Here is a 19,885-nt window from a genome sequence, read left to right as displayed (position 1 = left end):
CCGCTTGCTCTGCTTTTTCTTTCTCGCCCACGCCAAACTCGCAAACGTTGTCTGCTCCCCCACGCTCTTTCCTCCCGCCTCACCTTGTCGGTCTTTCTGCTCTTCGTTATTAGACGACTTGCTAGATGACTTGTTCAGAGATTCCTTAGATAGGAACCGAATTGAGCCCTCGGTCGAGTCTTTTAACGAACGGCAAGGGGCAATTCCGTGCGTTCCCCAGTGGCCTCGTTAATAACTAAGAGCGTTCCCATGTGCTCTCGTTGTAATTGCTGGTTAGCGTTCAACAGTTCGATACCGTAAACCGTGCCATCGGGGGCAAGGTCCACAGCCAACTCATCACTCACCCGAATCGTCTCCACTTCAGCGCGCTTTTCCTGAAAACTGATGTAGGCAACATTGTAACGAGGGTCATACGTGAATCGCATAGCTGGCTCCCTTCTCTTGCGCTCAAAAATAACGGGTAAGAACACTGATCACTAACCAATCCGTGCCTTCTTGAACCGCGTAGGCTTCCACCTGCTTGGTGTTGAACTGCTTGCCGCGCCACATTTCACCAAATGCGAAGTTGCGCCGAAAACCTGTGCGGTCAAACTTTGCGGTAAATCGTTCGCCGGTCTTCACTGTTTCGATAACTTCCTCTTCGGACGTCCCGCGCTCTTCCATACGCGCCAGAGCGTGTGGGTGGCAGCGAATCGTCATGTCGGCATTTTTTCCGTGGCCTCTCCAGTAAGTTTGCTATGAAGAATCGCGCGTAGTTAATTCTCGCCTCGCCTTTGAAACTGAATGCAAAGTGTATTTCATCCCAAGGCTGGATTCAATGAAGCCTGGGGTTAGTATTTCCTCTGTAAAACAGGCTTCCTGAAAGGGCATCTTGGTAGCCCGGAGTGATTTATCTGTTGGGTTTCCCCAATCCAAAACTTGTCCCTTCGATAAACTCAGGGCAGGCTCTGAGCGAACGCGAAGGATCTCGTCTCACCTAATAACTCTATCCGCCCGCACCAACACATTCGGCGGAATCGTTAATCCGATCCGCTTGGCCGCTATCAGATTGATGATGAACTCGAACCTCATCGGCTGCTCGACCGGAATCTCGGCGGGTTTTGTGCCTTTCAAGATCTTGTCCACAAAGTCAGCGGCGCGCCGCCACATATCCGCAAAGTTCGGCGCGTAGCTCATCAAGCCGCCGGCCTCAACAAACTCACTCGTTTCGTACATCGCCGGCAACCGGTTCTTTGCCGCGAAGTCCAACACTTGACGTTGCTGAGTATTGATTAGTGGGCTTGCGGTCGCAATGAGCGCTTGGGCGCCTTCCCTTTTCGCTCGTGCGAATGCGATGTCAAAATCGTCAAGGCTTCGCACCTCAAGCGATTGAAGTTTGACTCCCAACGCCTTGGCCGCAGCCTCCATCTCTGTGAGGGCCAAGTTTCCCCTCGAATCAACGGGCACCCAGAGGAAGGTCACCCGGGCAACCTTAGGGAAGGCTTCCTTGAGCAGTTCTAATCGTTTGCCATCTAGATCCGGCGCCATGAGGCTAAGTCCGGTGATATTCCCGCCCGGGCGCGCCAGGCTGGAAACGAGCCCACTTCCTACTGGATCGCCCGCAACGGCAAATACGATGGGAATTGTTGCGCTCGCCTTCTTAGCAGCTAAAGTATTCGAGCCGGTGGTGACGATAACGTCAACTTTGAGACGGACCAGCTCGGCTGCAAGGTCAGGCAGCCGTTCGAGTTTCCCTTCCGCATATCGGTACTCAATGAAAATGTTTTTCCCTTCGACATACCCGAGCTCGCGCAGCCGTTGGCGCAATGCTTCGACCCGGAGCAAATAGGAGGACGCGGAGCCCGCGATCAGTATTCCTATCCGGGGTATTCCCGCCGGCTGCTGCGCCCGAGCTGCAACGGGCAGAGCCAAGAGCATCGAGCAAAAAGCTCGCCGAGTGATTTTTTTGTGCATGATTTTTTTCTCCTGGCTTTTGCTGACACCTGATCTCTGACCTTTGACTTCCGACCTCTGTCAGAGGATTGATCAGCCTTCGGCTGAGCCTATTTTAGCAACGCCCGCGCAATCACCAGTTTTTGAATCTCCGACGTGCCTTCGTAAATCCGCAGCGCGCGCACGTCGCGGTAGAGTCGCTCCATGATGCTGCCGGCGATCAATCCCACGCCGCCGTGAATTTGCAAACCTTGATCGACGATGCGCTGCGCCGCTTCGGTGGCGTAGAATTTCGCCATCGACGATTTCTGTTTGGCATCGGCGTTGCCGCAGTCATGCGCCCAGGCTGCTTGGTAAACCAACAGCCGCGCTGCTTCTAACTCAGTCGCCATCTCGGCGAGCTTGAATTCAATCCCCTGGAACTCAGCGATCGCCCGGCCAAACTGCCGCCGCGCCTTACTGTAGCGAATCGCTTCTTCCAAAGCCCGCTGGGCAAATCCCACGGCAGCCGCCCCGACGCTGCAACGTAAAAGATCAAGCGTCTCCAAAGCGATCTTCAAACCTTCGCCCTCGGCGCCGAGTAAAGCGGATTCGGGCACCATGCAGTCGGTGAATTCGAGAACGCCGATCGGGTGCGGCGAAAGCAGTTTAGTTTTTTCCGTCACGGCCAAACCGGGCGTGCTCTCGTCGACGATGAAAGCGCTCAAGCCCTTGGCTTTTTTCTCCGGCGCCGTCGATGCAAAGACAACGTAGAAATCCGCGATGCCGGCATTGGAAATAAATCGCTTGGTACCGTTCAAAACGAATTCTTCCCCACGGCGCACCGCCTTCGTCTGTAGCGAAGCGACATCCGAACCCACTTCCGGTTCGGTGATCGCAAAAGCAGCAATCGCGTCGCCGCTGGCAACTCGCGGCAAATAGTTTTGTTTTTGGGCCGCACTGCCCGCCAGCGTAATCGGAAAACTGCCCAGCCCTTGCAGCGCGAACATGGTATCGGCGAGCGCGTCGCCGCGCGCCAGCTCTTCGCGCAGAATGCAGAGATCGCGCGCCGCGACTTTTTCCCGCGAACCGCCGAACTTTTTTGGCACTGCGTGCTGCAAAAAACCTGCTGTTGCGAACTGCTTGATCAAATCTCTCGCGCGCTGATCAAGATCAGCTTCGCTCTCGTGGCCGGCGAACAAATTCTTTTCCGCCCACAGCCTGACTTGGGCTTGGAGCGCGGAATGATCTTGAGTTAAGAAAGGCAACATGAGTTCACCAAATTGAAAGCGGCTGACGATTTAATTTCTCGCGAACCTGAAACCCTAGCAACCTGCTGAAAAACTCCTCGGAGTCCTTCGACCCTTCGAGGGGCCTCAGGGCAGGCCTCCTCGACAGCCTTTAGTCCCGAGCCTGTCGAGGGGTCAGGACGAACGGATGTGGTCTTGAAATGAAGCTTAGAATCCGTTCATGCTGAGGCTCTCGAAGCATGAGTACCTTTTTTCAGCAGCCTGGTAAACTCGAAACCCGAGACGCTCACGCCATCACCGCACCGCCGTCGACGTTGATCGCCTGCCCGGTCATACCGCCGAGTTTCTCCGACGCCATCAACAGCGCCAACGACGCGACTTCTTCTGGCTCGATCAGCCGGTTCTGCGGAGCGCTGTCGGCAAACAGCTGGAGAATTTCCGTCACGCTCTTGCCCGCCTTCTGCGCCATGACCTGAGCGTTTTCACGAGTGCGCTCGTCATCGACGTAGCCGGGGCAGATCATGTTGACGGTCACTCCCTGGCGCGCGGTTTCCAACGCCAGCGAACGGGTCAACCCCAACAGACCATGCTTCGATGCCGTGTAAGCCGTCACGTGGCGATAGCCGACCTTGGCCGTGGTCGAACCGATGTTGATGATCCGCCCCCACTTGGCGCGCGCCATTTCGGGCAAGAAAACTTTGCAGCAATTGTAAGTGCCGGTGAGATTGGTCGCGAGAATCTCGTCCCACAACGCGTCCGCCATCTCGGTGAAGCTCGCGGCCCGGGCGATGCCGGCGTTGTTGATCAGAATCTGCACCGCGCCCCAGCGCGCGGTAATCTCAGCGCCAAGCTGTTTCACCTGTTGCCTGTCGGTCACGTCGCAGGCGATGGCGAGAACTTCGCCGCCAGCGCGGGAAAGTTCTTCAGCGCAGGCCGATAAACTTTCCTGCCGGCGCGCGGCGATCGCAACCCGGCAGCGCTGGCGGGCGAATTCTTTCGCAAGCGAAGAGCCGATGCCGCCGCTGCCGCCGGTGATCAGAACGATCTTGTTCTCCAGTCCACTCATGACGCCAGACTAACATAACTCTCGACCTCAAATGCAACACCAATGGGTGCCACTTGTTCTTGCCCAGGGTTTTCGATACACCAAGGTCGAATTTACAATGCGGAGGGATCGCCGTGAACATCGTCGGAAGATTGATTGCGGTCGCATTGTGTCTAGCGCCGGGTGCTTTAGCGGCGCAAGAACACGCGGCGAAAATATCGGCGCCGCTCTGGCGCGAAGCCCAACCGTCAACCAGCGAAACTGAACTCGACCGGCTCAACCGCGCCATGGTCCAGCTCGCCGACAACGCGCGGCCGGCCATCGTGCAGATCCGCGTCACCGGTCAGGACGGCAAAGGCGCTCAAAGCGAACCGCAGAACAGCCTCGGTTCGGGTTTCTTCATCGATCCCCAAGGATATCTTTTAACCGCCCAGCATGTCGTCGACAAAGCCAAAGAGATCGAAGTGCGGCTCGCCAACGGCGATCGCCTGGCCGCCGAGGTCATCGCCGCCGACAGCCAGATCGATCTGGCGATTCTAAAAGTTTCCGTCGCCAAACCGATGCCGATCCTTTCCTTCGCCGATTCCGAGACCGTTCGTGTCGGCGATCTGGCGCTGGTTTTCGGTTATCCCTTCAGCCGGGAAAGTTCCATGAGCATGGGCATCATCAGCCGCGCCGGCCGGAGCTTCGCCGACTCGGCGAGCTTCGACTATATTCAAACCGATGCCGGGGCCTACGCCGGCGGCAGCGGCGGCCCGCTGCTCAATCGCCAAGGCCATGTCGTCGGCATGATCACGATGGCCTCCGAGCGCGGGAACATGGGTTTCGCCACGCCGGTCAACGTGATTAAAAAAGTTTTGCCGCGTTTGGTCAACGGCGAAAAATTCGCCTGGGGTTGGTTGGGCGTGCAGCTGTCGGACATTTCTCTAGAACAAGCCAAGGCGTTGGGCCTTCATCCGGTCAAAGGCGTGGTCATCCGCTCCGTGTTGCCGGGACAACCCGCGGCGCGCGGCGGCATTCAAAAACAAGACGTAATCTTGGCGGTCAACGACAACAATGTCGACAGCCCGCGCGATGTGCGGCGCATGGTCGGCGGATTCGAAGCGGGCCGAGTCGTGCGTTTGACGATCATTCGCAAAGGCCGAACGATACAACTATCGGTGCCGCTCGGCACCAAACCCGAATCGGCCAAAGCCAGCGAAGGTTGAAGCGGTTAGTTGGAAAGAAATTGCAAATAAGCTCAGAGTATTTTCCGGTCCCCCTCTTTGAAAAAGAGGGGCTAGGGGAGATTTTCCTCAGGCTCGCACGGCGCGATTAATTAATAGGTTAGCTACTGCTCGAAACACGACCACCCTACCCCACAACCAAATCCCCCTTTGATCCCCCTTTTCCAAAGGGGGAAATTAGAAACCGGGAACGACCAGTCACATCGCCGCCATGACCAGCGAAAGCTAAATTCACTCTTTGCCGTTTTTCTGCTCCGCGCTCGCCGACATTTGTTTTTGCTGCTCGGCAAATAGCTGCAATTTTTTCTGCACCCGGTCATTGCTCGAGCCTTCTGAAAAACTGCCGTCGGCGTTGCGTGTTCCGGCACTCACGCCGGTCAACACTTCGATGCCTTCGTCAATCGTACTGACAGCATAAATGTGAAACCTGCCGCCCTTCACCGCGTCGACGATATCGGCGCGCAGCATGAGGTTACGCAGGTTGGCCTTGGGAATCATCACGCCTTGGCCGGCGGCAAAACCTTTGACGCGGCAGACATCGAAGTGGCCTTCGATTTTGAAATTGACGCCGCCGATGGCTTGCACTTCGCCGTTCTGATTGACCGAGCCGGTCACCGCGATGCCTTGCTTGATCGGAAGTTCGGCAAGGCTCGAGAGAATCGCATACAGTTCGGTCGACGACGCGCTGTCGCCGTCGACGCCGTCGTAGGATTGTTCGAAGCAGACGCTGCTCGACAGCGACAGCGGATGTTGCTGGGCGAATTTGCCGCCCAAGTAACCGCCGAGAATCATCACGCCTTTGTCGTGGCTCTTGCCGCTCATCTTGGATTCGCGCTCTATATTCAGAATACCGCCGCGCCCCATGAAAGTTTTCGCGGTGATGCGCGACGGTTTGCCGAAACTGAAGTCGCCCATTTGATAGACGGCTAAACCGTTCACCTGCCCGACCACGGCGCCGTCGACGTCGACTAAGATGGTCCCATCGGCGATCATTTCTTGGAGCCGCTTCTCGATCAAGTTCAAGCGAAAAATTTTCTCCACGATGGCGCGCTCGACATGTTTTCCCGACACCAACTCGGCGCGCTCTTTTTCGGCCCAATAGTCGGACTCGATCAACAAATCGACCATATCGCTGAAGCGGGTCGAAAGTTTATTCTGGTCTTCGACCTGGCGGGCGCACTGTTCGATCACCCGGGCCACGCCATCGGCATCGAAGTGGCGCATGCCTTCGCGATTGCAATAGTCGGCGATGAAACAGGCGAACGCCGTGATGTTTTCTTGAGAGCGGTCGATCTCGAAATTGAAATCGGCTTTGACTTTGAAGGTCTCGCGGAAATCGGGATCGGCGGAAGCCAACGTCCGGTAGAGCGACGGATCGCCGATCATGATCACCTTGGTATCGGTGGGGATCGCTTCGGGGCGCAGTCCTTGGGGCGGCACGAAGCCGAAAAACGCGCTCGGTTCCTCGATGCGCAGCTCACGATTTTTGATCACCCGTTGCAACGCTTCCCAGACGCCCGCGTTGGCCAGCACTTCGCGGTCGTAGAGAACTAAATAGCCGCCGTTGGCGCGGCTGATGGAACCGGCTTTGACCAAAGTAAAGTCGGTGACGTAGCCGCCCATGATCGATTTCTTTTCGATGACGCCGAACAGATTATGATAGGTCGGATTGGTCTCGACGACGATCGGCCGCCCAAGAGTGTCGCTATTGTCGACAAACACGTTGACCCGATAAGGCAAAAACGGATCGCCAGGGGCCTCAGCCAACTGCATCGGAGTCATCGCCGTCGGCGCCGGCCCATCGCCGCCCCTGAAACGTTGCAGGTTCTTGATGATGTGATCGCGCACGCCGTCGAGATAGCCCACCACCTTGGGATAGTCCTGATATTTATCTTTCAGCTCGGCGAGCGGCAGGCGCACCAGATAATCCGCCGCTTGGGTTTCCGCCGCGTCGAGTTTCTCGGCGATCTCGCGCTCCATTTTTTTACCTTCGCGCAGCGTGTGCTCGACTTTCTTTTCGATCTCGCCACGCTTTTCTTCCAATTGGCGTTTTTCTAGGTTGGACAGCACTAGATATTCTTCCTCCTGCATCGGCTTGCCGTCCTTGGTCGGCAACAGCACGATGCCCGAGGGCGTCATGCGCAAAGCAAAACCGCTTTGGTTCGCTTCCTCCATCAACCCTTCCATCATCTCCTGCTGGCGTTTTTGAATCTGCTCGATCGTCGACTGGCGCTGATGCGCATAGTCGTCGCTCTCGAACATTTTTTTCGCTTCGCGCTGGAGATTTTGAATCAGCTGCTCCATATCGGCCTTGAGCATCTTGCCCCAACTGCGGCGGATCTTCAGCGCTTGGGGCCGGTCGGCGTCGTTAAAATTGTAAACGTAGCACCAATCCTCCGGCGTCGGCGCATCGGCCGGCGGCGCGCCCTGGGCGCTGGTGATTTTTTTTAGGAACGCCTTGATGATGCTGTTTTTGCCGGTGCCGGTGAGACCGGTGACGAAAATGTTGAAGCCCGGCTTGTTGACGCCGAGGCCGAACTCGATGGCGCGCATGGCCCGGTCTTGACCGATAAAATCTTCCAGCGGCGTCATCTCCGCCGTGCAGGTGAACGGTAAAAACGATAGATCGCAACGCCAAGTCAGTTTCTCGGCCGGTACTTCGAATTTTATCGACATCGGATACTCCTTGGGGTTTTCACTGCTGGCGAGGATAGGCACTCGCAGCGCGGTCGTCAACCGCTCGCCGGATGGAATTCATCCGTATTGATTGGCCCATAGCGACTCTCTATACTCCATTGATGAATCGTCCCGCCGCTGACACCGTGCCACCAACGCAAAACTCGGAAAGCTATCATTCTGAGCGACAGCGAAGAATCTCGCCTTCGCTACCGCTGACGAAGTCGAGATCCTTCGGCGATCGCCTCAGGATGATAGGGGCATACAGTCTCCCCACGCGGCAGCGGAAATTTGGTAGTGGTTCAGTTTCGCCTAAATATGTAGGGGCGGACCTATGTGTCCGCCCGTTCGGAGGGCCGACACGCAGGTCGGCCCCTACAGTGAGATGCGATGTTAAAAACAAACTGAACCACAACCGGAAATTTCATTGTGCCTGGATGTTAGCGATTCTCTTGGCGATCAGCGCCTGCAGATCGATCACGCTACCGAGCCTGCCATCGTTCAGCCCGCCCGCCGAAGATGAAGAGACCCGAATCAGCCGCGAGTTTCGCCGCGAGGCTAAAAAGGCATTCAAATTCACCAATCATTCGGAAGTCGAGCGTTACATCGACCGCATCGGCCGGCGCATCCTCGCCGCCACCGGGCCGCTGTCCTTTGATTACCGCTTCTTCGTCGTCGAGGAATCGCAGCTCAACGCATTTTCGGTACCCGGCGGTTCGATTTATATGTTCACCGGATTGATTGAAAGGGCCAAGAGCACCGACGAATTAGCCGGCGTGCTCGGCCATGAAATCGTCCACGCTAAAGGACATCACATGGCGCGCTCCTCGGGACCGGATGCCATATCGATTTTAAGTCTATTAAGCATGGCTCTGTTGGCGCGCAGCGGCAGCGGCGCCGCGGCCGCGGGCGTGGTCGGCCAAGCGGTGTCGGCGACACGCCAAGCCGCCTACAGCCGGCAGTTGGAATTGGAATCGGACACTCTCGGCACCCGCTACATGTCCGCGGCGGGCTACGATCCCAAGGGCACGCTGGGATTTTTAAAAACTCTCGATCAACAACGCGCACTCAATCCCATCGACGTGCCGGCGTATATCTTGAGCCATCCGATCACCCAGGAGCGCATCGCCAATGCCGAACTGGTGGTGAAATCCTTGGGCGTGACCCAAGCGCGGCCCGACGATCCGGTGGCGCTGAAAAAAGTCCAGCTGCTGATCCGCTTGGCGAAGCCACTGCGCGACGCCACTATCAGCGAATATGAAAAGCTCGCGCAGCAGAATCCGGCGAACCCCGAATCACTCCATCTGCTCGCCTTCGCCCAACAACAGACCGGCGATCTCGCCGCAGCCAAACGCAACTACGAAAAAGCCCGCCTGCTGCAACCGGACAATCCTAGTCTACAGCGCGATTTCGGATCGCTGCTCAGTCAAAGCGAAGAATTCGCCGCCGCGCGGGTGGCGTTCGATCGCGCCTTGGCGCTAGAGCCGAATGAACCGTTAACCTACTTTTATCTCGGTGAGATGTTAGAAAAGTCCGGCGATTTGGCGAGCGCTGCGGGCGCCTATTTGAACGCTCGCAATCTCGCACCGGTTTGGGACCGACCGGTCAGTCGGCTAGCGACAGTCTACAGCAAACTCGGTCGGCTCGCCGACGGCTATTACTATCATGGCCGCGCGCTGTTGCTACAAGACGAAGAAGAGCAGGCGATCGCTGATTTTGAACGGGCGATCAAGATCGCCGGCGAAAATAGTCCCCGCGGCCAGCTGATCAAAGACGAACTACGGCCGCTCAAGGAACGCAAAAAATAAACTTATTGCTGCGCCGCCATGGCGGCAAGTGATGGCACTCGAGTGCGCGCCGGTTCGATGTAACGGTTTTCCCGCTTGAGCAGCGATTCGCGCACGTAACGCGGATCGAAACCTAACAACTCGCAGACGTTGGTGAACGAATAGAGCCAGTCCGTGCCGCTAGCTTCTTTCAAACTTTGGCAAAGCTAGCGGCCGGAACTGCGCCCAAACTCTGTGCCCCCCGCTAATCACTTCCAGATGACGAGCTTGATGATCAAGACGAGAATGGCAAACGAAAAAATCATACCAATCCAAATGCTAAAATTGTAAAAAAATATAAATCGGATCGGTGACTCCTGAGTGTGAAGATCCCAGCGTGGCTTATGCTTGCCCAGGGTCAGGATAAACAAGATAATTTCGCCCGTCCAGCAAAAGATAACTCTGAACACGACCTTGAAAAGTAACTCCAGCACAAAACCCATTACGTTAGATTTTTCTAATGAACTACCCCGCTGCTTGCGGCGGGGTAGTTCATTTCAAATATTAAATCCCGTCCATCAATCCCGCGAGCTTGGTCTTGGCGACATTGTGATCCCAAACCTTTTGCACCACGGAATCCTTGCGTCGGCCTTTCATGACGCGTTGGGTTTCGTCTTCGTTGTAAACCATCACGGCGCCGAGCAGCGACGCTTTGTAGAAACGCGACGCGGCTTCTTCCAAATCGACGCAGGCGGCGAACACCCATTCGATCGACTGCGCCACGACCATGGAGCCATGGCCGCGCAGCATGACGGCATCGCCTTTGCCCAAGGTCTTGGCCACCGCATCGCCCTGTTCAATCGTGTGGATCAGCGCGGGATCCATGTAGAGCGGCAACGGACCGGGACCGAAAAACGCGCCGGGATTGGACGAGGCGGGATAAAATGGTTTGTTGACCATGCTCAAGGTCGCCACCATGTGATTGTGCAGATGGGCTACGCTTTGCACGTCGCTACGGGCTTTGTAGGCGCGCGCGTGCATGTAGACTTCCGACGGCGCTTTGTACTTGCCCTCGATCACTTTGCCGTCGAAATCGGTCACCACCATGTCGTCCGGTTTGACGATCGCGCGGCTGACCGGATGGGGCAAAATCAGCAGGTGATCGGAACCGGGAATGCGCACGCTGATATGTCCGCTGTAATCGACCAGTCCGGAGTTGAATAGCATGCGCGACGACATCGCCAGCACTTTTTTGAGTTCGGTTAATTCGGCCATAAAAAACTACGCCTCCATGTTTGTTGAGAAAAATTTTCGCCATCATATACACTGCCATCCGCTGCCGCAACTTGGCTTTCGGCGAAAAACCAACTACACGAAGAGACATGGAAAATCACAGTGCCCAAGGAATCCGCTGGGACCTAAGCGACCTGTTCGCGTCCCATGACGACCCGCGCATCGAGACCACGCTCAACCAGTGCCGGAGTAACGCCGAAGCTTTCGCCGAACAATTTCGCCAGGCAATGAACGCATCGAAAAGTTTGAGCGGCGAAACTCTCCTGCGCGCGCTGCAAAGTCTGGAAAAAATTTACGAAGCCCTCGGCCGAGTCGGCAGCTACGCCGGCCTGCTCTACGCCGCCGACACGGCCAAACCTGAGTATCAAGACTTGGAGCAGCGGGTCGAACAACGCAGCACCGAGATCAGAAATCTCTTGCTGTTTTTCGAACTCGCCTGGCTCAAAGTCGAAGATGAGATCGCTAACAAGCTAATGAGCCAAGCGCAGCTCAAACCCTTCGAACACTATCTAACCAGCCTGCGCCGCTATCGTCCGCACACGCTCTCGGAATTGGAAGAAAAGCTCATCAACGAAAAGGACAACACCGGGCGCAACGCCTTTGGCCGGCTATTTTCCGAAATCACTTCGTCGTTAACTTTCAAGCTCGAGCGCGACGGTACAAGCGAAGAATTGAACCTCAGTCAAATGCTTTCGCTGCTGCACGACCCCGACCGCGCGCTGCGCCAGCGCGCCATGGAGACGGTTTACTCAGGATTGGCGCCGCACGGGCAAGTACTGACGTTTATCTACGACAATCTGATTCAAGACCATTTGACCACTGACCGTTTGCGCGATTATCGCGATCCCATGGCGCCGCGCCATCTGTCCAACGAGATCGACGGTGCCGCGGTGAAGACCATGATGGCGGTATCGGAAGCGAACTACGACTTGGCGCAAGATTATTTCCGGTTGAAAGCAAAGCTGCTGCAACTGCCAAAGCTCGCGCTCTACGACCAATACGCGCCGGTCGGGAAAGAGGTCAGACCCTTCGCCTACGATCGAGCCAAGCAAACGATCCTTGACGCATTTGAAGCCTTCGATCCGAGCTTTCGCCAACTGGCGTCAGAATTCTTCGCGAAAAATTGGATCGACGCGGAAATCCGCAAGGGCAAACGCGGCGGCGCCTTTTGCGCCTCGCCATCGCCGCAACTGCATCCGTACATTCTCTGCAACTACGACGACAACCTGCGCGATGTGATGACCGTCGCCCACGAGCTCGGCCACGGCATGCATGGCTGTCTCAGCCGCAAGCAAAACTATTTCAACTACGACACGCCGCTCACCACCGCCGAAACCGCCTCGGTGTTCGCCGAGATGCTGGTCTTCGATCACCTGCTCTCACAGCAAAGCGATCCTCAGGTGCAGATATCGCTCATCGCCGGCAAGCTCGAAGATATTTTCGCCACGGTGTTTCGCCAAAACGTGCTGACCCGCTTCGAAGAGCTAGCCTTCGCCGCCAGAAAAGAAAAACGCCTGACGCCCGACGCGGTGGGCCAACTCTGGATCGAGGCGAATGGAAAATATTACGGTGACGCTGTCGACATGCCGGACGGCTATCGCTGGGGCTGGTCCTACATTCCCCACTTCATCCACTCGCGTTTTTACTGTTACAGCTACGTCTTCGGCCAGCTCTTGGTCCTGGCGCTCTATCGCATGTACAAAGATCAAGGCCAAAGCTTCGTGCCGAAATATCTCGCGCTGCTCGAAGCCGGCGGCTCGGCGTCACCCGACGCCCTGCTCGAAACATTAGGTGTCAATATTCACAAAGCGGAGTTTTGGCAGAAAGGGTTTGAGGAGATCCGTGCATTAACTAAAAAACTCGAAAACTTGACTTAGCGAATTGCGAGACAACATAACGAACGGAGACCGGAGCTGGCTCGGTTATCTACACTAAAAAGATTCGTTTGGGCTCTACATAACCAGCTGGTGAGTCAGTTGATTTCCGAGTAGCCTGAACTCGAAGCACTTCGGTAAATCCTTTCCACTCATTACCACAAGTAACATCGATAATAATTTTCCAGATTCTGTCGTAATTTCTGAACATGACCTCAAAATCAGATTTCAGAATCTCCACGATAGTTTCCGGCCGGCGGAAACGCCCCAAACCGAATTGAACGCTGTTAGTTGCCATATGCACAATACCCGGCTGGTATTCTCGAAATTGCCGTTTACATAAATCCTTTAGGGTGGCTAGGAGCGATACTCGATTATCCTTTAAGTAATCGGCACGTACACAAATGAGACGCCATTGTCTAATTCCTTCGAACATTCGAGTATCGCTAGCCAATGGTTTTAAGTGACCGTAGGGGAGGATGTAATGCCACTCATCCCACTCATCGAACGGTAAAAAGTCGAAAACTTCTTTATGCGTAACAGGACGCGGAAATAGAATTATCTGTTCCGCCCATGGTTCGATTGCGATAGAGTAACGATTTGTGGCGTCGTGCTCCCTCAAACCACTCTCAATCATTGTAGAAATTGCTTCAGGAATTTCTTTTTGGTAAACAGTGGCGTCCTGAGGTGAAAGTAGCGTAATTCTGACGAGAAAGCTCCCGTGGTATTTTCTTAAAACTTGGTCGATACGAGCCAATGACTCACGTCTCCAGGTACGGATAAATCCTTCTATTATTTCTTCATACTTCTGTCGACCTTTACACTCGACGAAGAGGTTTGGATTGGTCATCAATCGTATGTCAGGTGTCGGGGAATTAGTTTCCTTTATGAACTCAGTGAGCGTTTCGGATCGGTACGAACAGGCAACTAAGAGTTCATAGAGCGCGCTTCTCCACTCCGTTCCAATCAACTTCGCAAGACGAGGCGCTGCACCTGGTATGAGCGAACTGAAGGAAGCAACGTGCGCTAAAGATATAACCTGATAGAAAACACGATCTTCGAACCAAACTCCAGTTTTTGAGAATTCCGCCAAAGCTGATTCGGACGCAAAAATCGACTCAGCAAGAGGATGCATTGTCTTTCCAGCTGCACTATGTTTTATAAAGTCATCAATCTGACCCCAAGTCGCGTCTACTCCTGCTGCTCCTTGGGTTAAGTGATAGTTTGGTCGTTTACCTCTCTGATTAGCAATCCATCGGCGATCGAACAGAGAAGTAGCCGCTTTCAAAGCGACACTAAGGTTCTCGGCATTTAATGTCCAATTTGGGTCAACAAGCATGGTACGTGCTTGTGCAGCGGGGTATGGAGCGTAATCTTTCGATGTCGGGTTCCTTCACTTCATCCGAAAACTCGGCGGCACGACTTCGTCGATCGCTTTTCCCGTCCAGTGCCACTTGGCGACGCTGTCCCAAACTTGCTCGCCTTTGGCCTGGACTTTTTCCAACAACTCCTCTTCGTTGATGCGCAGATATTTGCCGTTGTCCACCAGCGTCTCGCCATCGACGATCACCGTGCGCACGTCGCGGCTGACGGCGGTTTCCATTAAGGATCGAATCGGATCTCGCACAGCGCCGAAGGCGATGTCGCGCAGATTGACAATGGTGATGTCGGCCTTGGCGCCTTTTTGTAATCTGCCCAAGTCGTCGCGGCCGAGCATCTTCGCGCCGCCGAGCGTGATCGAATTGAAAACGTCGCGCGGATGGCCGGCGAGAAAACTTTTGTCGGCGATGCGTGAGGCGATGGCGGCATAGCGCATGTCGGAGAGAATGTCCTTGGGAAACGTGTCGGTGCCGATGCCCATGTTGATGCCGGCTTGGCGATAGCGGTCGAAGGATTCCATCAGGATGCCGAGCTTTAAATATTTCAGCGGGCTGTAAGCGACCGACGCGCCGGAGTCAGCGATAATTTTTATATCGTCGCCGTAGGGATAGCTGAGCCAGCTGTGGCCGCTGACGAAAATGCAGTGCGACAGCGAAACTTCCGGATTGAGAAAGCCGATTTTTTTGAGCAGCTCAATGGGCGTGCAGCGTTCGCGCTGCATTACGGTGTGGAATTCGAACAGATTGATGGTCGCGTGGATTTGCACGCGCACGCCGACATCCCTCGCCGCCAGGGTGGTTTCCTTCAGCAAGGCAGGCGTGCAGGAGTCAACGTGGCCGGGATAAAGCAGCGCACTCATACGCCCGCCGCACGCGCCGTTGAATTTTTTCGCGAAGTCGACCGCGCTCGTTAATCCTTTGCTGCCGCGCTCGTCGTTCCAGTCGTATTCCAATCTCCCTTCGCGGTCGTGGAAGAACGAAACGTTCTTGTAGCTCGGTCCAGCGGCGCAGCGAATGCCGACCTGATCTATCATATCGACGTAGCGCTCCGGTTCGCCGCCGGCGCCGCCGATGTCGAAGGTCGTGGTCACGCCGCTCTTCAGCACGTGAATCAGCGAGAAGCGCTGGCCGATGTCGACGTCTTTCAAATGCGCCGCATGGGCGCCCTCGCGGGTCGGTCCACCGTGGGCAAGATAATTCGACGCGAAGAAATCGGTCTTGGTGGAATCGTTGAGGATGTAATCGCTGGCATTGATGCCGGAGTGAAAGTGCGTGTCGATAAAACCCGGCGACACCAGACAGCCCTTGGCGTCGATCTTATTGTCCACCGGCGGCGCATATTCCTTGCCGACGAACTCGACGCGGTTGCCGTCGTAAACTACGACGCCGTCCTTGATCACTTCATGTTGGTTGCCGTCAAAGCCGACGACCCAGCCGCCTTGGATGAGAGTCTTCATTTTGCGCGCCTTTCAGATGGTGAGATAGAAACAGCAGGACTAACAAAAGCAAAAAATTAAGACAAGCAGCGCGGCGCTCCGCCCGGCTTGGTCAACTAAGGATGTCCGCGCGCGGCGACGTTGACGAAAAAAGCCGCGAGACCAAGCCCAAGCGTGATTTGCGCCGCGCGGCGACGAGATAAAACCAAAAGTGGATCGCCCGGCTTCTGACTACTGAATTCTGACGGCTTCAGGGCTCACTTCCTTTCACCCCAAAGCTCTTTCTGAAACCCACTCTTCTCCAAATGATTGACGAAGCTATTATCATAAAGTTCTTCCGCCTTGCGTTTGACCGGCGAGCCGGACGCACGCAACAGCTCGATGGTGTCGGCCACGGCGGTCCCCGGCACGATCATGCGCCGGTCGACGATGTCCTTGGTGTAAACGTTGTATGAAACCTGCAGCGCTTCTTCGTCCTTGATGCGCATGATCTTGGCGATGGCCGCCTTGGCCTTCACTGGATTTCGATCGACGAAGCTGATCGCTTCGGCGAAGGCGGCAACCATACGTTGGATCATTTCCGGCCGATTGCGCAGCGCCCGGCCGCTCGCGTGCAGCGAGCTATAGATAAACGGAATATCCATGTCGATCAGCCGGTAGGTAATATTATAGCCGTCGTTCTTAGCGCGCACGTCGAGGGGCGGCGTGATCACCACGCCTTGAACCTGATTGGCGACCATCGCCTGATAACGCTCGCTCTGACTGCCGCCGATGGGCCGCATGGCGACATCCTCGATATTGAATTTCTTGACCATCGCGCGCGACAGCCGGTCGCTCAAATCGCCGGCGCGGGCGACGCCCAAGGCTTTGCCTTTGAGATCCTCGACGCGGCGAATCTCTTTACGCGTGACCAACACGTAGGGCAGTTTGACCAATGGCGCGGCGACTAATTTAACATCCAATCCAGCCGCCAGCGCCGGCAAAGTAGCATCGGCGGCGCAGTACAGAAACTGAATCTCATCGGCGTACAATGCCGCCAGCGCCGAGGTGCTGCCGCGGATAAACACATGCTCGATCTTGAAACCGTACTTGTCGAAAAGATTATTTTCTAGCGCGGTGTAGAGATGCGCAAAACCGCCGGACACGGCGCAGGTGGCGATGCGCAGAGGCACCGGCCGCTCGCCAGATCGTGCGAGGTAAGGATTGGCCTCGGCGATTTGGCTCCCGCCCAATAACAAGCTGGCGAAAATTAATATGCGCATGAACGCCGCGCAAAATACTTTTTTCCTGGTTGTTAGCACTCGCTGGCATGGACCCATCGTCATGAACCGCTCCTCAAATTTTTAGAACCTTAAGCAAGGGCGGATATTAGACGATTCTGCGAGGCCACTCAATCGTTCGGGAGATCGGACCTGAATCACCCAGCAGACTCGCTTCCGGAAAAAAAACGCGCAGCCCCCTAGAAGAGGAAGCTGCGCGTTAGTAATTCGCCGGTCGGAAATATTAGCGCTTAAGAGCGAGAAACAGACTGCTCTCGCCGCGCCGGACCAACAACAGCAGTGATTTCGCCTTATCGTTGCGCGCCAGCTCGCGGTTGTAATCGGCCAAGGATTTAATCGGTTGACGATTAATTTCGCTGATCACGTCGCCGGTTTTGAGTCCTGCCTCTTCGGCGGCGCTGCCGGGCTTCACCGCGGTGATGACCAAACCTTCGGCCCGTTCCAAGCCGAGATTCTCGGCTAGTTGCGGCGTGAGCGGCTGGACGGTTAGACCGAGACCCCCTTCTTGAACCGACGTGACAACTTCATTGTCCTTCATCTCGCCCACGGTCAGCGGCAAACTTATTTCTTTGCCATCGCGCAGCACGCGCACTTGCACCGTCGTGCCGGGCGCCACCCGGGCAACTTGAATCGGCAGGTCGGACGAGTCTTTGATTTCTTTGCGGTCGAACTCGACGATGATATCGCCAGCTTTGACCGCCGCGCGCTCGGCTGGACTCCCTTTCAAAACTTCCGCCACCAAGGCGCCGCGGGCTTGTTTCATGCCGAAGGACTCGGCGATTTCCAGCGTCACCTTTTGCACCGAGGTGCCGAGATAACCGCGCACCACTTTGCCGCTGCTGCGCAGTTGAGGCAGAAGTTCTTTGACCGAATTGGCCGGGATCGCGAAGCCGATGCCAATGTTGCCGCCCGACTGACTGTAGATCGCCGTGTTGATGCCGACCACCTCACCGCGCAAGTTGATCAGCGGACCGCCGGAGTTGCCGGGATTGATCGAGGCATCGGTCTGAATAAAGTTATCGTACGGACCCGAGCCGATGTTTCGCCCTTTGGCGCTGACGATGCCGGATGTCACGGTGTGATCGAGGCCAAAGGGATTGCCGATCGCCATCACCCATTCACCGACTTCCAAACGGTCCGAGTCGCCGAGTGCGACCGCCGGTAATTCTCTGCCGGCGTCGATCTTGATCACCGCGAGATCGCTCTTCTGATCTTTGCCGACCACTGTCGCATCGTAGTTCTTGCCGTCGGCTAAAGTGACGACGATTTTCTGCGCGCCGTCGACGACGTGATAATTGGTCAGGATCGTGCCGTTGTTATCGATGATAAAACCGGAGCCCTGGCCGCCTTGGCGTTGCGGTCCGCGCGGCGCCGGCTGGCCGAAAAAGCGCTGAAAAATTCTCCCATCTGGTCGTCGCCAGACCGGAGACCCGATCGGGCCGCTTGTCGTACTTGAGTGGTGGCGACGTTGACCACCGATGGGCCGAGTCGTTTCGCCAAGCTGGCGAAGTCGGGGAGACTTTGCGGCATCGCGCTGGGCGCGGCGTAACTCGCCGCGTTGACCGGCGCCACGCCCGAATAGTGTCGCTCAACGACGCTGGTGATACCCATACCGGCGATGAGCGAAAGTGCACTCACCACCGCGATGGTCGACCGTTTAGGATTTCGCTGAAATGTTTGAGTTTCCATGTTTTCCTCCGCGCAGGTTAGACGTAGTCGGCGACCGAAACGTTCCTAACCTGGCGGAGAAAACCAATAGCGTGGCGGATTAACTGCTTAGTTGCTAACCGGCTAAAGGATTCATTTGTTGTTTCATGCCCGGCCGACCCAACACCGCTTCCTTCCAGCGGCACAACCCGGCACGCATGTAGTCCGGATCGTAACCAAGAGACTCGCAAAGATTCTCAAAGGAGAACAAATGCGAACAGTCGCGATCTAAGATCCACTCCTCGGCTTCACGGTGCAGCGATTGCTTGGGTTTGTTACGCGCGATGACGTGATCCTGGAAACAGCTCACGGCGTCACGTAGTACCGCCAGCATCAGCACCCGCTCCGGGTCCATCGGCAACTGGCGCGTCTGAGTTGATTGATACTGACTTTCGATCAGCACATCCGGTTGGAAAATCGCCAGGACCTTCTCTTCCATTGGCGCCCGCGGCGGATTGACCGCCATGGTCCAAAACGGCTGACGCTGATGATTATCGTTCGATTTCGGTTTCCCCCCCAATTTTCTCCTCACGTAGCACCTCCCTAGAAACCTTAGACGGTCTAAGGCCGAGCAAGGTTCCAGAAAAGATTGAAAAACTAATGAGTCAACCGCTTAGCCGGTGGAAGAAATGAAAAAAATCGCTATGCCGTCGGCACCAGGCGCGACAGCCAGCCGCCCAGCCACACCATGAACAAGCCGAGGAAAACTTGCAGGCCGACGTTCAGCCAAGCCGCGAGCGGACGGGTGTCGCGCAGCAATATCGAGGTTTCGTATGCGAAGGCTGAAAACGTCGTAAACCCGCCAAGAATGCCGACGAAAACAAACAAGCGAACTTCTTGGTCGAACAGACGGCGCTGCTCAGCCAGACCGCCGAGCAAACCGATGACTAAACAGCCGAGCAAATTGACCGCTAACGTACCAACCGGGAACCAAGGTTTGTCAAAGATCCGAAATACCCAAGCGGCGCACAAGTAACGCAGGACCGAACCGAGAAAACCGCCGGTGCCGACAAGTAGGATCGCTTTCATAAAGCATTGTGAG

The 19,885-nt window shown here is 55.8% G+C and carries 16 protein-coding genes; 3 read left to right on the top strand and 13 right to left on the bottom strand.

Features of this window, described 5'->3' with window-relative positions:
• Window positions 1-182: 182 nt before the first annotated feature.
• The 5 genes from EXR70_12665 to EXR70_12645 form a co-directional block, all read right to left on the bottom strand.
• Window positions 183-425: a DUF2283 domain-containing protein gene (locus EXR70_12665; GenBank protein MSP39335.1), complete on the bottom strand. Its 243-nt coding sequence runs from the start codon at window positions 423-425 to the stop codon at window positions 183-185.
• Between the two features lie 22 nt (window positions 426-447).
• A complete protein-coding gene (locus EXR70_12660; protein ID MSP39334.1) occupies window positions 448-699 on the bottom strand; it encodes a DUF4258 domain-containing protein in 252 nt (83 codons plus the stop codon).
• 273 nt (window positions 700-972) lie between these two features.
• On the bottom strand, window positions 973-1,953 hold the full coding sequence (locus EXR70_12655) for an ABC transporter substrate-binding protein (protein ID MSP39333.1): 981 nt from the start codon (window positions 1,951-1,953) through the stop codon (window positions 973-975).
• A gap of 89 nt (window positions 1,954-2,042) precedes the next feature.
• Complete coding sequence (locus EXR70_12650) at window positions 2,043-3,182, bottom strand: acyl-CoA dehydrogenase (GenBank protein MSP39332.1); 1,140 nt, start codon at window positions 3,180-3,182, stop codon at window positions 2,043-2,045.
• 265 nt (window positions 3,183-3,447) lie between these two features.
• On the bottom strand, window positions 3,448-4,227 hold the full coding sequence (locus tag EXR70_12645; protein ID MSP39331.1) for an SDR family oxidoreductase: 780 nt from the start codon (window positions 4,225-4,227) through the stop codon (window positions 3,448-3,450).
• A 113-nt stretch (window positions 4,228-4,340) separates the two neighbouring features.
• Between EXR70_12645 and EXR70_12640 the strand changes: the two genes are divergently transcribed.
• Window positions 4,341-5,414: a PDZ domain-containing protein gene (locus tag EXR70_12640; protein ID MSP39330.1), complete on the top strand. Its 1,074-nt coding sequence runs from the start codon at window positions 4,341-4,343 to the stop codon at window positions 5,412-5,414.
• A gap of 249 nt (window positions 5,415-5,663) precedes the next feature.
• On the opposite strand, the gene EXR70_12635 is transcribed toward EXR70_12640, so the two are convergent.
• Window positions 5,664-8,108 (bottom strand): ATP-binding protein, encoded by a 2,445-nt coding sequence (locus EXR70_12635; protein ID MSP39329.1) that lies wholly within the window; start codon window positions 8,106-8,108, stop codon window positions 5,664-5,666.
• A 71-nt stretch (window positions 8,109-8,179) separates the two neighbouring features.
• Between EXR70_12635 and EXR70_12630 the strand changes: the two genes are divergently transcribed.
• Entirely contained in the window at window positions 8,180-9,916 is a 1,737-nt protein-coding gene (locus EXR70_12630) for a hypothetical protein (protein MSP39328.1), read from the top strand.
• A 522-nt stretch (window positions 9,917-10,438) separates the two neighbouring features.
• On the opposite strand, the gene EXR70_12625 is transcribed toward EXR70_12630, so the two are convergent.
• The gene (locus tag EXR70_12625) at window positions 10,439-11,149 is read right to left on the bottom strand and encodes a class II aldolase/adducin family protein (GenBank protein MSP39327.1); all 711 of its coding nucleotides are present in this window, start codon (window positions 11,147-11,149) and stop codon (window positions 10,439-10,441) included.
• Window positions 11,150-11,256: 107 nt separating this feature from the next.
• Here EXR70_12625 and EXR70_12620 point away from each other — a divergent pair, with 107 nt between their 5' ends.
• Window positions 11,257-13,044 carry a M3 family oligoendopeptidase gene (locus EXR70_12620; GenBank protein MSP39326.1) on the top strand — a complete coding sequence of 596 codons (1,788 nt, stop codon included), beginning with the start codon at window positions 11,257-11,259 and terminating at the stop codon, window positions 13,042-13,044.
• 49 nt (window positions 13,045-13,093) lie between these two features.
• Here EXR70_12620 and EXR70_12615 read toward each other — a convergent pair whose 3' ends face one another.
• The 6 genes from EXR70_12615 to crcB all read right to left on the bottom strand — a co-directional run bounded on the left by EXR70_12615 (window position 13,094) and on the right by crcB (window position 19,872).
• The gene (locus EXR70_12615; protein MSP39325.1) at window positions 13,094-14,380 is read right to left on the bottom strand and encodes a hypothetical protein; all 1,287 of its coding nucleotides are present in this window, start codon (window positions 14,378-14,380) and stop codon (window positions 13,094-13,096) included.
• Between the two features lie 54 nt (window positions 14,381-14,434).
• Window positions 14,435-15,877, bottom strand: a complete 1,443-nt coding sequence (locus tag EXR70_12610) for a hypothetical protein (protein ID MSP39324.1) — start codon at window positions 15,875-15,877, stop codon at window positions 14,435-14,437.
• Window positions 15,878-16,113: 236 nt separating this feature from the next.
• Window positions 16,114-17,181, bottom strand: a complete 1,068-nt coding sequence (locus EXR70_12605) for an ABC transporter substrate-binding protein (protein MSP39323.1) — start codon at window positions 17,179-17,181, stop codon at window positions 16,114-16,116.
• A 178-nt stretch (window positions 17,182-17,359) separates the two neighbouring features.
• Window positions 17,360-18,616 (bottom strand): DegQ family serine endoprotease, encoded by a 1,257-nt coding sequence (locus EXR70_12600; GenBank protein MSP39322.1) that lies wholly within the window; start codon window positions 18,614-18,616, stop codon window positions 17,360-17,362.
• 303 nt (window positions 18,617-18,919) lie between these two features.
• Window positions 18,920-19,309, bottom strand: coding sequence for a hypothetical protein (locus tag EXR70_12595; GenBank protein ID MSP39321.1), 390 nt, complete (start codon window positions 19,307-19,309; stop codon window positions 18,920-18,922).
• A gap of 176 nt (window positions 19,310-19,485) precedes the next feature.
• A complete protein-coding gene (crcB, locus tag EXR70_12590; GenBank protein MSP39320.1) occupies window positions 19,486-19,872 on the bottom strand; it encodes a fluoride efflux transporter CrcB in 387 nt (128 codons plus the stop codon).
• Window positions 19,873-19,885: the final 13 nt, after the last annotated feature.

This window comes from Deltaproteobacteria bacterium, from assembly GCA_009692615.1.
In the GTDB taxonomy this organism is placed as follows: Bacteria; Desulfobacterota; Binatia; order UBA9968; family UBA9968; genus DP-20.
The sequence above is the reverse complement of the archived record's forward strand: the minus strand, read 5'-3'. Positions and strand labels throughout refer to the sequence as shown.

What these genes read in the sequence shown, in the direction of transcription:
- EXR70_12655 (MSP39333.1), bottom strand. Translation starts at nt 1,953, where the DNA reads ATGCACAAAAAAATCACTCGGCGAGCTTTTTGCTCGATGCTCTTGGCT.
- EXR70_12595 (MSP39321.1), bottom strand. Translation starts at nt 19,309, where the DNA reads ATGGCGGTCAATCCGCCGCGGGCGCCAATGGAAGAGAAGGTCCTGGCG.
- EXR70_12605 (MSP39323.1), bottom strand. Translation starts at nt 17,181, where the DNA reads ATGACGATGGGTCCATGCCAGCGAGTGCTAACAACCAGGAAAAAAGTA.
- crcB (MSP39320.1), bottom strand. Translation starts at nt 19,872, where the DNA reads ATGAAAGCGATCCTACTTGTCGGCACCGGCGGTTTTCTCGGTTCGGTC.
- EXR70_12625 (MSP39327.1), bottom strand. Translation starts at nt 11,149, where the DNA reads ATGGCCGAATTAACCGAACTCAAAAAAGTGCTGGCGATGTCGTCGCGC.
- EXR70_12610 (MSP39324.1), bottom strand. Translation starts at nt 15,877, where the DNA reads ATGAAGACTCTCATCCAAGGCGGCTGGGTCGTCGGCTTTGACGGCAAC.
- EXR70_12620 (MSP39326.1), top strand. Translation starts at nt 11,257, where the DNA reads ATGGAAAATCACAGTGCCCAAGGAATCCGCTGGGACCTAAGCGACCTG.
- EXR70_12660 (MSP39334.1), bottom strand. Translation starts at nt 699, where the DNA reads ATGACGATTCGCTGCCACCCACACGCTCTGGCGCGTATGGAAGAGCGC.
- EXR70_12650 (MSP39332.1), bottom strand. Translation starts at nt 3,182, where the DNA reads ATGTTGCCTTTCTTAACTCAAGATCATTCCGCGCTCCAAGCCCAAGTC.
- EXR70_12630 (MSP39328.1), top strand. Translation starts at nt 8,180, where the DNA reads ATGGAATTCATCCGTATTGATTGGCCCATAGCGACTCTCTATACTCCA.
- EXR70_12665 (MSP39335.1), bottom strand. Translation starts at nt 425, where the DNA reads ATGCGATTCACGTATGACCCTCGTTACAATGTTGCCTACATCAGTTTT.
- EXR70_12615 (MSP39325.1), bottom strand. Translation starts at nt 14,380, where the DNA reads ATGCTTGTTGACCCAAATTGGACATTAAATGCCGAGAACCTTAGTGTC.
- EXR70_12645 (MSP39331.1), bottom strand. Translation starts at nt 4,227, where the DNA reads ATGAGTGGACTGGAGAACAAGATCGTTCTGATCACCGGCGGCAGCGGC.
- EXR70_12635 (MSP39329.1), bottom strand. Translation starts at nt 8,108, where the DNA reads ATGTCGATAAAATTCGAAGTACCGGCCGAGAAACTGACTTGGCGTTGC.